At 51.4% G+C, this 15,435-nt stretch carries 7 protein-coding genes; 6 read left to right on the forward strand and 1 reads right to left on the reverse strand.

What is annotated here, in order from left to right; all coding sequences use genetic code 11:
- Nucleotides 1-741: 741 nt before the first annotated feature.
- A complete protein-coding gene (locus tag JHU38_RS00305; RefSeq protein ID WP_107581569.1) occupies nt 742-1,245 on the reverse strand; it encodes a hypothetical protein in 504 nt (167 codons plus the stop codon).
- Between the two features lie 356 nt (nt 1,246-1,601).
- Here JHU38_RS00305 and JHU38_RS00310 point away from each other — a divergent pair, with 356 nt between their 5' ends.
- The 6 genes from JHU38_RS00310 (at nt 1,602) to JHU38_RS00335 (ending at nt 15,357) form a co-directional block, all read left to right on the forward strand.
- Nucleotides 1,602-4,424, forward strand: coding sequence for a TonB-dependent receptor (locus tag JHU38_RS00310; protein ID WP_107581567.1), 2,823 nt, complete (start codon nt 1,602-1,604; stop codon nt 4,422-4,424).
- Nucleotides 4,425-4,439: 15 nt separating this feature from the next.
- The gene (locus JHU38_RS00315) at nt 4,440-5,696 is read left to right on the forward strand and encodes a DUF4876 domain-containing protein (protein WP_027445079.1); all 1,257 of its coding nucleotides are present in this window, start codon (nt 4,440-4,442) and stop codon (nt 5,694-5,696) included.
- Between the two features lie 45 nt (nt 5,697-5,741).
- Nucleotides 5,742-7,316, forward strand: a complete 1,575-nt coding sequence (locus JHU38_RS00320) for a DUF6850 family outer membrane beta-barrel protein (RefSeq protein ID WP_107581566.1) — start codon at nt 5,742-5,744, stop codon at nt 7,314-7,316.
- 43 nt (nt 7,317-7,359) lie between these two features.
- Nucleotides 7,360-9,558, forward strand: coding sequence for a HEAT repeat domain-containing protein (locus JHU38_RS00325; protein WP_107581565.1), 2,199 nt, complete (start codon nt 7,360-7,362; stop codon nt 9,556-9,558).
- A 52-nt stretch (nt 9,559-9,610) separates the two neighbouring features.
- Nucleotides 9,611-11,785 (forward strand): AAA family ATPase, encoded by a 2,175-nt coding sequence (locus tag JHU38_RS00330; protein WP_107582348.1) that lies wholly within the window; start codon nt 9,611-9,613, stop codon nt 11,783-11,785.
- A gap of 314 nt (nt 11,786-12,099) precedes the next feature.
- The gene (locus JHU38_RS00335; RefSeq protein ID WP_107581564.1) at nt 12,100-15,357 is read left to right on the forward strand and encodes a glycoside hydrolase family 2 TIM barrel-domain containing protein; all 3,258 of its coding nucleotides are present in this window, start codon (nt 12,100-12,102) and stop codon (nt 15,355-15,357) included.
- Nucleotides 15,358-15,435: the final 78 nt, after the last annotated feature.

Genomic DNA, 15,435 nt, shown 5'->3' on the forward strand with positions numbered 1-15,435 from the left:
TTTTTTTGTCGCAAATAAGCCAAGCATTTCGGTAGTTCGCGTAAATGCAATAAGTAATTGATAATCAGCGGTTTGGTAAAGTTAATGGCGTTTATGCGCATCGAAAACACCCCAAAACATCGAAAAAAGCACCTGAAAGCATAGCTTTTACCATGCAAAAGCGTCACTATGACCACGCGAAAGCATAGCTTTGAGCAGGCAAAAGGGCTGCTTTGACAACCTAAAAGCTATGCTTTGACCTCAGAGAAAGCGAAAAACGACCACATAAAAAAGTGAAAAACAGCTTTTCAACGCTGTTTTTCACTCTATTTGAAGTATTTTCGGAGGTCGTTTTTGTGACCGTATTTTTACATTTATCGCTCATTGTATTGTCTTTATGTATGAGCGGAACATGATAAATCATACCCCTACGGCTGGCGCATGGCTACTGATTTACATTTACCAAGTTATTCATTTTCGTGTTTAGAAATGTGATGGCGTGAGCCGTAGGGGCGTGATTTATCACGTTCCGCATAATCGGAATACATCTTGTTTAAGGCAATTCGGCGAAAATCCACGTTACAACAAGAAACAAACTTTATATCTGAAGATACTCAATCACGCATGGTATTGTCTTGATGTATGAGCGGAACATGATAAATCATGCCCCTACGGCTGGTGCTCGTGCGATTACCATATTCTGAGCGCACAGCTTTTGCAGAATCCAAAGGGCAACGGCTCAATGGAATCTCTCCGTTTTGCTTAGTTGATTTTGACCTTCACTTTGATGTCTTTTACGTTTGTCTTGGGATAGAAACCCCAGAAGAACATTCTGCTAAACGTGGGATGAACAAAGTTCTGCGGCAGGGTCTCGATATATAGTTGCGCGGACGATGACGAGATGTATAGCTTCTGGCTACCCACATGGTAATATGAATTAGGCATCATGTACCATCCTATAATCAATGTGCGCTGACTGAAATCAATCTGGGGTAGTTGCACCGGCGCATAGCAAAGCTTTTCAAGTTCTGCCATCGAATTAACAACACAAACGGATAGCGTGTCAGGGTCTTGTTCTTTCCGTTGAAAGAAGCAATCTGATTGGCCGGCACCAGGCAAATGGGTCTCAAAGAAGTCCGTTATCTCCACCGAAGTAGGCAATACTTGAACTGTTTTCGAAGAATCTTCATCATTGCTGCAGCTAAAGGCCGTCAGACACCATGCGACAGCCATAAAATAAATAATGCGTCGAATTAGTTTCATCATTTAATAAATATATAACGATCAAATACTTCATTAAAGATTAAAAAAGCAAAAGCCATCATAGGGTGGGCCGATGCTATGAAAAATAATGTATGCAAATAAACAAAAAAAGAGAATACGTGTAAGTTTTGGAGCGTTAAATAACTTAAAATGTGGACGAGGAAGTACATTTTCGCGAGAAAAAGTAAAGCAGAAGCGGAGCGACAAGTGCTTGCCGGCAGCCTCATATTTGCTAAATACCTATAAAATGGTATTGTTGAGCATTGTTTTTTTAAGTATTTTTGCAGAAGAAAGGCATGTGCCTTCGCGTTTTTATGCAACGCTAATTATAAATACGAATCAACATTTCTTTTATCCAAATGACAAATTTGAAGCAACTTTTCAGACCTTTCCTGTGTCTGTTGTTCATATTGGTAGGCATGAATGGCTATGCCCAGCAAGCGGTAAAAATCAGCGGAGCGGTCTACGAAGCCGGCAAACAACCCCTGATTGGCGCCACTGTTTCGGTGACCGACTTTAAGTTTGGTGCCGTGACCGACATCAACGGTCGCTACCAACTCAACCATGTGCCACAGGGAAAAGTGAGGCTTGTCGTCAGATACCTGGGCAAGCAGGAGATTGATACCGTTGTTACGATCACCGGAAGTCGACAACTCGACTTCTACATGAAGGACGAAAACTTTCGCCTGAACGATGTTGTGGTCGTGGCACAGACCAAGGCCGGCGGCACTTCTACCGCATCCTACGTCAACCGCAACGCCATCGACCACTTGCAGGCCACCAGCCTGACCGACATCTTAGCTTTGGCACCGGGCGCCATTTCGTCCAACCAAACGCTGAATAAGGCGGGATTAGTGACCATTCGAGGTGTTGATAACAATAGACTAAACGAGCTTAACTCTTTCGGCGCGACGCTTATACAGGATGGCGCGCCCCTTTCAAACAACGCCAACTTGAGCGCGCTCAACCCATCTGTCAACGGAAGCACGGCTGCCATGGCCGGAGGAGCGTCGGCCAATACGGGTGTCGACGCCCGCGGCATATCGGCCGAGAACATAGAGTCGGTCGAAATCGTGCGTGGTATTCCTTCGGTAGAATACGGCGACCTCACTTCGGGAGCAGTCATTCTGCACACCAAGGCCGGTCGCGAGCCTCTCCGCGTCAGTGCCAAGGCCAATCCCAACATCTATCAGGGTAGCGTCGGCACGGGATTCGAGCTGGGACGCAGAGCCGGCGCGCTCAATCTGAGCGGCGACTATGCTTACAGTAATAACAAGGTAACAGCCTCTTACCTCACTTATCAACGCGTAAACCTTCGGGCCATTTACTCCAATGCGTTCTTCGGAAATCGTCTGCGCACCAACACTTCGCTCTCGCTTAACTACGCCAAGAACCATGAGGATGACAATCCCGACCTGCCTCGCGACATCAGTCGCGGCGAAGACACGGGGCTGCGCTTCAATACCAACGGACTATGGCAGTTTGATAAAGGCTGGTTGCGCAACATCCGCTACGTCGTTCAGGGCAGTTATACGTCTAAACAGAGCATGACCGAGCGGGATGAAACATCTGCCAACTCCGTGTATTCGGGCACGATGACCGATGGAACCACGTTGAGCAATCGCCCGGGTCGCCGTGTTTATGACGCCGATGGCAAGGAACTGACCCACTTCAGCGACGCCGACGTTCGCGCAGGTTACTACGCTCACTACCTGCCCAACGCCTATACAAGTCATAACGAGATTGACAGTCGTGAGGTAAACTTCTTCGCTAAACTGACGGCTAACTTCTTTCAGTCGTTCGGTAAGTTCAATAACGGATTGCTTTTAGGTAGCGAGGTCAAGCTCGATGGTAACGAAGGCGAGGGCACCAAGTGGAGTATGGCGAATCCTCCTTTCCGTTCGGTCAGAGATTACGACAGCAGTTACCGCCCACGGAGCTATAAAGACATTCCTTATATCAAGATGTTGAGCTTCTTTGCCGAAGATAACGCCGAACTGACATTGGGCCGTCACACGCTCAACTTGCAGGCCGGTCTGCGCTACGACCGGGTTTCGGTGGTCGGCGGCACGTTCAGTCCGCGCGTCAATGTGGCTTTCGACCTGGTTCCCGATGTCCTGACGCTGCGCGGCGGCTATGGTATTACGGCCAAAATGCCGACCCTTACCTATCTCTATCCGCAGAAAGCGTACTATGAGTACATTCATATCAACGAGTTGCCGCTGGAGAATATTCCCGCCGAAGAGCGAGTGCTGCTCACCACGACACGCGTTGTCGATACGCAGAACAAAGCGTTGAAGGTGGCCAAGAACTACAAGAGCGAGGTGGGTCTTGATTTGAAGTTGGGTAAAACTCGTTTGAGCGTCACCGCTTTCAACGAGCATCTGCGCAACGGTTATAGCTTGGGCAGCACGCTGGGTAGCTTCCTGCCTTTCAACTACACCATTTACGGTCGTAACAGCGACAATAAAATCGTGACCAAAGGCACGTATCCCATCCTTACACCTTATTATACTGCGCTCAACAGTCAGGATATGCGCACCCGCGGACTTGAGTTTGAGTTCTATACGGGTCGTATCGAAGCCATCCGCACGGCCTTCCAGCTTAGCGGCGCTTGGATGGAGTCGAAATACGCGTCGCGCAAATACCACTTCTACGATAACTCCAACGGCGCTCCCGCCAGTCGTACCGACATCGCCATCTATGATCCAAAGGATCAGGACGACTACCAAAAGCAGTTCGTTACAACCCTTCGGGCCACCCATAATATTCCTCGCATCGGCTTTGTCATTACGTTGACGGCTCAAGCGGTATGGAATGAGAGCGACTGGACAACCTTCCACAACGACTCTATCCCCATCGGCTACCTGTCGTTGAAGGACGGTAAGCCTCATTATTTCGAGCCCGGACGATTCAAGACCGTGGACGACGTGAAGGCGGCAGGCTACGACTATCTGCTACAAAACGTCAGTCATGCCAAAGCAATCAAGGAAACGGTAAGCCCGTATTTCCAATTCAACCTCAACCTAACGAAGGAAATCGGCGACGTGGCTCGCATTTCATTCTTCGCCAATAACTTCTTCCGTAGCTATCCCATCAAGAAAAGTCACCGCTATCCCGGCACGTTCGATAGGAAAAACAGCGACTTCTTCTTCGGCATGGAGCTCACGCTAAAACTCTAAAAGTACGTATTCAAGATGAAAAATATCATTTATGGGCTATTCGTAGCCATCGCTTTGGGCACCGTTTCCTGCACGGGCTTCGACGAAGCAGCCAAGTCGGAAAAGGTGACACCGCTGCAAGTGAGTGTCAATCTGACCGTTTCTGTAGAAAAATTGGCCTCGGTTAAGAACCTTACACTCAAACTCGACAATTATACCGACGGCTATCATTATAGTAAGAAGCTCAACGATACCCAAGCCAGTATCGACGGCGTGGTGCCCGGTATCTATACGGTCAGCGTGTCAGGCACGGCCTACGATGCCGACGGAGCCGAGTTCTACGTAAACGGCAATGCCGTCAATAAGGCGCTTTACGCAGGGGTAGCCTCTGTTCAAATCACAATGAGAGGACTAAAGGTAAGTCCGCTCGTATTCAAGGAAATCTATTTCGCAGGCAGTAAGCCTCTGAAGGGAACTTCTTATTTCCGCGATCAGTTCTACGAAGTTTACAACAACTCTGCTGAAGTGCAGTATCTGGATGGCGTTTACTTCGCCCAACTCGCGCCCAACGTCGCCACTCGTAAGCTGCCGGTGTGGGATGGTGGCTTGGACGAAAACGTTTGCTATGGCGAACGCGTCTGGCGATTCCCCGGAACGGGCACGGAATATCCGCTACAACCCGGCGAGAGCGCTGTCATCGCGCAGTTTGCCGCCAACCACAAACAGGAAATATACAATCCTAATTCACCCGTCGATTGTTCGCACGCGGAGTTTGAGTTCTTCCCGTTCAATAATCGCTTGCCCGATATGCCTGCCATCAACATGGAACACGTATTTTACGACGGCAAAAGCGCATTCGGAAAGATACCGCAGTTCCTTACCTCGGTCTTTGGAGGAGCATTCGCAATCTTCAAAGTGCCCGCGGGAGTTGACTGGGATCCTGTTAAAAACACGGCTTTTCAGGCGCATGAGGTGAACAAAAAAGACCTCAAGGCAAAGATACCGCTTCAATATGTGCTCGACGCCGTGGAGTGTATCAACAACGAAACCTACGCCGACGCCAAGCGTATCCCTGCCGCCATCGACGCCGGCATGACATGGGTGGGCTCAACGTACTGCGGATTGGGAGTTGTTCGTAAGCTTATGATCGAAAACGGTGACACGCTGAAGCGCGAGAATGGCGCACTGATCTTCCAAGATACCAACAACAGCACCGATGATTTCGAACGAGGTGTTGTGCCCGTGCTGCATCGCTATCATACCGGAGTGCCTTCATGGAACAAAACCTATTGATATCACTTCGTTCAACAGAGTTTTTCATATTTTAAACAGATTGCAATGAAAAAATCAAACATACGTTTCTATCAATTTATCATGTTGTTTTTAGCCTTCGGCAGCGGTACCGCAACGATGGCACAGACGGCCGACGAGGGACTCTCCGTGGCCGGACAGTCGCTGCTGAAGGGCCAAAGACTGTGGCTTCAGACAGGCAACGCGGCAGGAACGGCTCATGATAATACTCGAAACTACTCACGCCTGCAAGTCAACTACGATGTTCAGTCGGGCGACTTCCACCGCGTTTACACGGGAAAAACGGTGCGCGACGCCAATATTTACACTGAAGGTTTTGTCAATTTGGGCAAAGCTTACGTGTGGGGAGAGTTCAAGTTTACGCACGAGAATGTGGGCAATGCCCGCTTCAATGCCTCTATCAATGACCCATATCGTGGACAACCCTACTTCGTTGTTGACTCAGGAGTTCAAAGTAAGTGGCGTAATCAGAACTATCACCTGCGATTCCGGGCTGCGACGCCTGTGCTTTTCCGTAGCTGGACCTTTGGTTTGGAAGGCACTTATAAGGCCCAGTTGGCAGCCAAACAGCGCGATCCACGCGTTGATGCCCGCTTCTTTATGCTGCAACTCATGCCCGGTGTCACCTATTCGCCTACATACAACGACGTGATTGGTGTCAACCTGCGCTATGCCAGCGTCAAAGAAGAGTCGAATATGGAGCTTGAAAACTATCAAGTAAAGCCTCATTACTTTGAACTCTACGGCCTTGGAACCGCTCATCGGGGCATTGGCACGGGCCGGGAAACCAACTATTTCGGCAACCGTTGGGGCTTCGGACTGCAATACGAACACCACATGAAGGGCTGGAAGCTATTGGCCGAACTCACCGCAGATAAGTATGTGGAGAATAATGAGATTAGTTTCACTACCCCCAAGAAGGATAGTCAGCTTGAAGAAAAGAACCTCGGAGCCAACATTCAGGCCATGCTGTGGGGACGTTCGCTGACCCATCAGGTTCGCATAGGCTTCAACCGCCGTGCTGTCAATGGCATTATGTATCTCTCGCAGAATGACAATACGCAGGAAAAGGCGGGTTGGAAAGTGCTTCATCAGGACATCCGCTCCACCTATAAGACTACCGATCTGAGCGCAGCTTACACGCTGTTGCGCCCCAGAGATACCGAATACAGCTGGCGAAGCGACCTGAGCGTCGCCTATCAGAAGCTGGATGACAAGTATCTGCTGCCGCTTTCGGTTAAGAATAGTGAGAATATCTATCTTCGCCTTAACCTTGAAAGGAACATCATCGTAGGTCGGTCAATGAACCGACGCTTGCTGCTGGCTGTCGGTGGCATGTGGAAAGATGCCTTGCGGGGCGAATATCGTTATACCGGAGCCAATGCCAACCTCGTCACCGTGCGCGAAATGGAACCGCTGGATCAGGCCTATCTGACGGCCGACGCATGGGGAGCGAATGGCGCAATCACTTATTCGCAATTGCTGAAAAGCCAGTCTAAGGTCAATGGTTTTGCCCAACTGGCCTTCGACTACGCCCATACCAACGCCGCAATGTTCAACCATCGCAGTCGCGTCAACGTGACTTTGGGCGTTAATTTCTAACTTCACATAGGGCGCAAGTCCTATTTTCCAACATACAAAGACTATGAGAAAAGGAGTATTACTTATCCTCGGACTGGTATTATACGTAGCCGCAATGGCCCAAATCATCATCCGTCCGAGCGTGAAGACGCCTACCAGCTTTGCCATCATCATCGATCGGCAGAGCTACAATAAAGCAAAGACGGCCGTTGAGGCCTATCGCAATAGTATAGAAGCTGATCATCTGGGCACTTATATCGCCATCGACGACTGGCAAAAGCCCGAAGATATCCGACAACTGCTGCAAAAATGGCACGCCGACAAGCAGCAACCCCTGGAGGGAGCAGTCTTTGTGGGCGATATTCCCATACCGATGATACGTGACGCGCAGTACCTTACCTCCGCGTTTAAGATGAATCAGGGGAACGATTGGAAAGTTTCAAGCGTACCCAGTGACCGCTTTTACGATGACTTTGGGCTGCGTTTCAGTTTCTTAAAGCAAGATAAGGAGAAGCCTCTTTACTTCTATTACAGTCTGACGGCTGACAGTAAACCTTATCTTTCGCCCGATATCTACAGCGGACGCATCAAACCGCTTGAACTGAAAGGCCACGATAAGTACAAAATGCTGGCCGATTATCTCAACAAGGTTGCCCGACTGAAACGGCAGGAAGCCCACAACGTACTCGACAACCTGACCATGGCCCGTGGTCATTCCTACAATTCAGAGGATCCATCGGCCTGGGCCGGCGAGCAGATAGCCTTGCGGGAACAAATGCCCCAGCTCTTCCGACGTGGTCATACCGTGAAGTTTTATGACTTCAACATGATGTATCCGGTCAAGAATCTGTATCTCAACGAGGTGATGAATCCAGATCTTGACGTGCTCTTGTTTCACCATCATGGTGCCACAGATACGCAATATCTCAATGGTTATCCCGAAGTGTCGGGGGTGGAGGCCAGCATTGCCAACATCAAACGCTATCTGCACGGCAAGGTTTTAGACCGTTCGAAGAAGACGGGGCGCGACAGTGCCGTCACTTACTACGCTCAAAGGCTCGACGTTCCTGAACATTGGTGCCGCGAAGCCTTTGATCCGGCGGTGCAAAAGGCCGATTCTCTGGCCGACGCGGCTCAAGATATCTACACCGTCGACCTGCGACGACTCAAGACCAATGCCCGTTTTGTACTTTTCGACGCATGCTTCAACGGCTCATTCCATGTAGATGACAATGTTGCCGGAGCCTATATCTTCAACGATGGCATGACGCAGGCTACCATTGGTGGCACCGTCAACGCCTTGCAAGACAAGTGGCCCGACGAGTTTATCGGTCTTTTGTCGGCCGGAATGCGTGTGGGGCAGTTCAATCGCTTCGGCGGTTACTTGGAAAGTCATGTCGTTGGCGACCCCACGCTGCGCTTTCAAGACAATAGCAACTTAGGTTTCGATATCAATCAGGGGCTTACTCGCCACTACTGCGACGCCAAATTCTGGCGCAAAATACTCCGTTCTCCTGTTCCTGATGCCCAAGCCATGGCTCTGCGCCAGCTGCATTTAGCCGGTGAAAAGGATATGCCTGCGTTGCTGAAACATACTTATGAAACGTCAGATAACTTCGTTGTGCGCATGGAAGCCGTGAAACTGCTCAGTCTTTATTATCCTGACGCCGGCGTCGAGGTGCTGAAAGAGTCGCTCAATGATAGTTACGAGCTCGTTCGGCGCTTGTCCGCGATTTACGCCGAGCGCAACGGTTCGCCCCAACTGATACCCGCCATCGTCGCTACCTTCTTGAAACGGGGGCACGAACCCCGTTTAAGTTTCCAGTTGTTAAATAACATTGAGGCTTTCGACAGCCCAACCATGCTGCACGAACTCGACCAACAACAGAGTCGTTACACGCTTTATAGCGACGCCATCGTGAATAAGTTGCGCACGGCTTTGCGCCAAGAACCTTTGCGTTACAAGGAAATCATGGACGAAATCAACGACTTTGGCAGTAAGCCTACACGTCGAAAGAACACCATTTTGCGCTTCCGCAACATGCCACGGGCCAAGATGATTGAGACGATTCTCCAATCAGCGGCCAACGAAAAGGAAGATATGGACGTCAGAATCGCGGCCATTCACACGCTCGGATGGTATGATACCCACTACCAGCGTGACATGATTGCACGCCGGTTGCGGCAAATCGAAAGCGATAATCCTGCCTTGAAAGCGGAGATTGAACGCTCGGTGAATCGACTGACGTGCCACGCACGATAACCCATACGCCCCATGGAAAAGCGATTCCACGGGCTTATTTAATATGATCTATATGGAAAAGAACGAACAACTCCGCCAAGCCTGGGACTTCGTGGAGCATACCGGAAAGAGCATTTTCCTGACGGGAAAGGCCGGAACAGGTAAAACTACCTTCCTCAAAGCCGTCTGCCGCCACAGCACCAAACGCATGGTGATTGTGGCACCGACAGGCGTTGCTGCCATCAACGCGGGCGGAGTCACCATTCATAGCTTCTTTCAACTGCCGCTTTCGCCCTTCGTTCCGGGCGTGAAGATGGAGAGTCGATACGACTTCAGCGAAGAGAAGCGCAAGATTATCCGCACGCTCGACCTACTGATTATCGACGAAATCAGTATGGTACGTAGCGACTTGCTCGACGCTATCGACTCGGTGCTGCGCCGCTATCGCGATCATAACCGGCCGTTTGGTGGTGTGCAGTTGCTCATGATTGGCGACTTGCAACAGCTGACGCCCGTGGTGACGGCCGAAGACGAACGTCTGCTGGCCGATTATTACGCTACTCCCTACTTCTTTGGCTCCAAAGCGCTGGCCATGACCGACTATGTGACCATTGAACTGCGCCACGTTTACCGCCAGCAAGATGAAACTTTCATCCGCCTGCTCAACCATATCCGCGACAATCAGGTGAGCGATGATGATCTGGCGTTGCTCAATCAGCGCCATATTCCCGACTTTCACCCACAGGCAGAGGAAGGTTACATCCGGCTGACGACCCACAATGCCATGGCCAATCGCTACAATACGCAGGAGCTGAAGCGCTTGGAGAGCCGGTCACATACCTATTTGGCCGATGTGGAAGGCGACTTTCCCGAATCTACTTATCCCACCGACGATCGGCTGGAGCTGAAAGTGGGCGCGCAGGTGATGTTCGTTCGCAACGATCCTTCACCCGAACACCTTTATTATAATGGCCGTATTGGCCACGTGGTCTACCTCGACGATGAGCGGGTGCAGGTGCTTTGTCCGGGTGACGACAAAGAAATCGACGTTGAACCGGCCCAATGGGAGAACACGAAATATAAAATCAACACCAAGACAAAGTCCATCGACGCCGTCGTAGAAGGCACTTTCCGTCAGCTGCCACTGCGACTGGCGTGGGCCATTACCATCCATAAGAGCCAGGGATTGACCTTTGAACACGCCATTATCGACGCCCAGTTGTCGTTTGCCGCAGGGCAGGTGTATGTGGCATTGAGCCGTTGCAAGACGCTCGAAGGGCTGGTTCTCTCGTCGCCCATCGGTCAACATGCCATCATCGGCGACCATCGGGTGGACGATTACATCAACCATCAGGCCGAGGCAGCACGCCAAAGCATAGCCCAACTGCCATCGCTGAAGGATGAATACTACCGGGAACTGCTCCTCGATGCCTTTAATTTCAACGACTTAGCTACGCTTGAGAGTCAGCTTTTCCGTGTGTTGCAGGAGTATTGCTATAAGTTTCCGAAGGTACAGCAACTCCATCGTGTGCTCATGAAGAAGCTCGACACCGAGATCGTGTTGGTAAGCCGCAAGTGGATGGGCCTTATCGCGAGCATGACCATAGACGAACTGCACGGCGAAACGTTTCTCGACCGCGTCAACAATAGCGCTTCGTACTTTGCCAAACAGCTCTCCGCCATCTTCGATCCGCTCATTACGGCCACCGAAGGCGTGTCGAGCGACAACAAGACGGGTGCCAAACGACTGGAACAGCTCTTCTCCGACCTGCGGATGGGCTACAAGGCGCGCCGCTATCTGCTGGAAGACCTGACCGACGAGCCATTCACGACCACCACCTACCTCACCCACAAGCAGGAAGCCTACCTGGCGGCGATGGACAAGAAGGCCCGACGGAGCAAGCCCAAAGCCAAGAAGGAGAAGAAGGAGGCGAAGCCCGACACGCGCCGGGTGACGCTGGCCATGTACCGTCAGGGCCTGAAGCCCGACCTGATCGCTCGCGAACGCAAGTTGACCGAGACCACCGTGATGAACCATCTCATTTATTTCATCGCCCGTGGCGTTCTAAAACCGGACGAATTGATGGATCTTAGCAAGCTGCCGGTTATCTATGACGTGATACATAAAATGCCTCCCATGTCGCCAAAGGCTGACATCAAGGCCGCCTGTCCGCCCGAGATTACCTACAACGATATCGCCGTCGCCCTCGCGCTGCTGGCCGCCAAGAAGCTGGCCGGACAGCGATAGTTCGGCTGCCGTCGGCCCCTTCATTCTCCACCCTTCACCCTTTGCTTTCCCAAAGCAGCCCTTTCAGCCTGCAACCGCTGTGCCCTTGCGTTGCAACCGCTGCCCTTTCGCACGGCAACCGCTGTGCTTTCAGCGGCCGAAAGGGCAGCTTTTGGAAAGCGGTTGCCGTGCGCGTGTTTTTTTGCGGCGTTCTTTCGACAGATTCATATTATTTTGTTTACCTTTGCAGCGACCGGCCGCTTCGGCGTGTCCGCGGCCCATTTTCCAAACAAAAACATAACTGAAATATTCAAATCTATCATTTTCACAACCTTATGAACATCTTATTGACTCTCCTTTCCGTGCTCCAAATCGTTCCGTTTTGGCAGGACGTGAACGTCACCAGCGTCAATGCGGTGAGTCCCCGCACCGACTTCATGACCTATGAGTCGAGGGACAACGCGCTCACCCTGCGCTACGAAAACAGCCGACGCTACCAGTCGCTCAACGGAACGTGGAAGTTTCTCTACGTCGACAGCTACAAGCAGCAGCCCGAAGGTGTGACCGACGCCGGCTACAACACGGCGGGATGGAAGAACATCACCGTTCCCGGCAACTGGGAAGTGCAGGGATTCGGCACCGCCATCTATACGAACCAACCCTACGACTTCGCCCCGTCCAACCCGCAGCCGCCGCAGTTGCCCGAGAAAAACCCCGTGGGCGTCTACAGCCGCACCTTCACCGTGCCCCAGGCGTGGGCCGACAAGGAGGTCTATCTGGCCCTCGACGGCGCCAAATCGGGTGTTTACGTCTACGTAAACGGACATGAAGTAGGCTACAACGAAGACTCCAAGTCGAAGGTTGAATACCGTATCAACCCCTATTTGCGCCAAGGCAACAACACGCTGACGCTGAAAATCTTCCGTTATAGCACCGGTTCCTATCTGGAATGTCAGGACTTCTGGCGCATGAGCGGTATTGAACGCGACGTTTATCTGTGGGCACAAGACAAGGTTTCGCTTTGTGATTTCAACGTGAAATCTACGCTCGACGACAGCTACCGCAATGGCATTTTCGGTCTGCGCACCCGCTTGCAGAACCTCACAGGCAAGAGTCAGAAGGCACAAGTGGACTATACCTTATTAGATAAAAATGGTCATGAGGTGGCCACCGGCCGTCAACAGGTGCTCATCAAGGACACTGCCGCTACGGTAGACTTCGACGCCACCTTGCCCAACGTGCAGACTTGGACATCTGAAAAGCCCAATCTCTATACGCTGTTGATTACCGTTTCGAGTGGCAAGACCAGCGAAACGGTACCTTATCACGTAGGTTTCCGCCGCATCGAACTGAAAGACGTGACCAATCTGTCGCCCAACGGGCGCCACGACGTATGCCTTTTCGTCAACGGACAGCCCATTAAGTTCAAGGGAGTGAACATTCATGAGCACAATCCGCTGACCGGTCATTACGTGACCGAAGAACTGATGCGCCGCGATTTCGAGCTCATGAAGCAGCATAACATCAACGCCGTGCGCCTCTGCCACTATCCGCAGGGCCACCGTTTCTATGAACTCTGCAACGAATACGGCCTCTACGTCTACGACGAAGCCAACATTGAGAGCCACGGTATGTACTATAACCTGCGCAAGGGAGGTACTTTGGGCAACAATCCCGCGTGGCTCAAGAAGCATCTTGCACGCACGGAGAACATGTATGAGCAAGATAAGAACCATCCTTGTGTCACTTTCTGGTCGCTCGGCAATGAAGCCGGCAACGGATATAACTTCTATCAGACCTATCTGTGGCTCAAAGCCAAGGACAAAGAATGGATGAACCGCCCCGTCAACTACGAGCGGGCGCAGTGGGAATGGAACACCGACATGTTCGTACCGCAGTATCCGGGAGCCGACTGGCTCGAATCGATTGGCAAGCAAGGCAGCGATCGCCCCGTCATGCCATCAGAATACGCTCATGCAATGGGTAATTCCACAGGCAATCTGTGGGGACAATGGGAAGCCATTTATAAATATCCCAACCTGCAAGGAGGCTTCATTTGGGACTGGGTAGACCAAGGATTGCTCGTCGATGGCAAGAGCAATGGTCTCGTGGCCAACCATCCTTTGTTACCCAATGCTCAAAAGCCCACTCCTTATTATGCCTATGGTGGCGACTTCGGAACGAATGCGCCGAGCGACGGAAACTTCCTTTGCAACGGATTAGTGAACCCCGATCGCACGCCCCATCCGGCCATGAGCGAAGTGAAATACGTACATCAGGACATGAAATTTGAGGCCAAAGACTTGAAGAAAGGCAACTTCCGCGTGTTCAACCGCTTCTATTTCACCAATCTGAAAGACTACGACTTCTATTACGAAGTGAAGCGACTCAGCGACGAGCCTGCCGTTTTGGCCCATGGAAAGCTCAATATCGAGGCCGCTCCACAGCAGTGGGCGTCGTTCCATATCGACTATCCCGACAGGCTGGCCACAGAAGAAACCGTCGTTATCAACTTCTTTGTCAAGACTCGTGAGGCCACTCTCGGCTTGCCCAAGGGCTACGAGATCGCTCGGGAACAGCTTGTTTACGACACCGAAAAATACGCCGATCTCGCGGATGTCATGCCAACCATCGTGAAAACCGTGGTGAAAGACGGCAAGATAACCGTCAGCGACGAACGCTTCAGCTTCGTTTTCAACAAGCAAAAAGGCATTGTCGAGAGCTATCGGGTAGACGGACAGGAGTATGCCCACGATGGTTTCGGACTGCAACCCAACTTCTGGCGTGCGCCGACAGATAACGACTACGGCAACGGACAGCCCTCTCGCGGTCACGTATGGAAAGAGGCGAGCCGCCAATTCAAGGTTTCTTCGGCCCAAGTAATCAAGAGTCCTACCGGCACCATGCTCCATGTGGTATATGATTTGCCCGCCGGCAATCGCTATTTAGTGGACTACGTCTTCATGGGCGACGGCGTTATCAAGGTCAATGTCACCTTCACACCGACCAAGGAAGGTCTGGCCGAAGTACCAAGAGTGGGCATGCGCATGCGCCTTCCGGCCACATTCGACAACGTTTCCTATCTGGGTCGCGGCCCACAGGAGAACTATATCGACCGCAACCACGGCACATTCCGCGACGTTTACAAAGCCAAGGTCGACCAACTCTACTTCCCCTACGTGCGTCCACAGGAAAACGGACACCACACCGACACCCGATGGATCGAACTGACCGACGCTTCGGGACGAGGTCTTAACTTCTATACCGATAACTTGATGGAGTTCAACGTCCTGCGCAACAGCATCGAAGACTTCGATAGCGAAGAAGCTACGGCCCATCCGTACCAATGGAACAACTTCAGCGCGGAGGCAATCGCCAATCACGACGAGGCTAAGGCCAAGAACAACATGCGTCGTCAGCACCATATCGACGACATCCAGCCACGCAACTTTGTAGAGTTATGCCTCGATTGGCGCATGCAGGGCGTGGGAGGTTACGACAGCTGGGGTTCACGGCCCGAAAAATGGTTCCAAATCGCTCCCAACCAAGAATATCGTTGGTCGTTCACGATTACACCGACAACGTTTTTATAGAAAGTCGAGTCAAGACTTTTATCATCAGGGAGCATGCCGGCAAATGGGCCGGCATGCTGCTTTTTTTTCTCAAAACTA

The sequence above is a fragment of the Prevotella illustrans genome (assembly GCF_017426725.1).
Classification (GTDB): domain Bacteria; phylum Bacteroidota; class Bacteroidia; order Bacteroidales; family Bacteroidaceae; genus Prevotella; species Prevotella illustrans.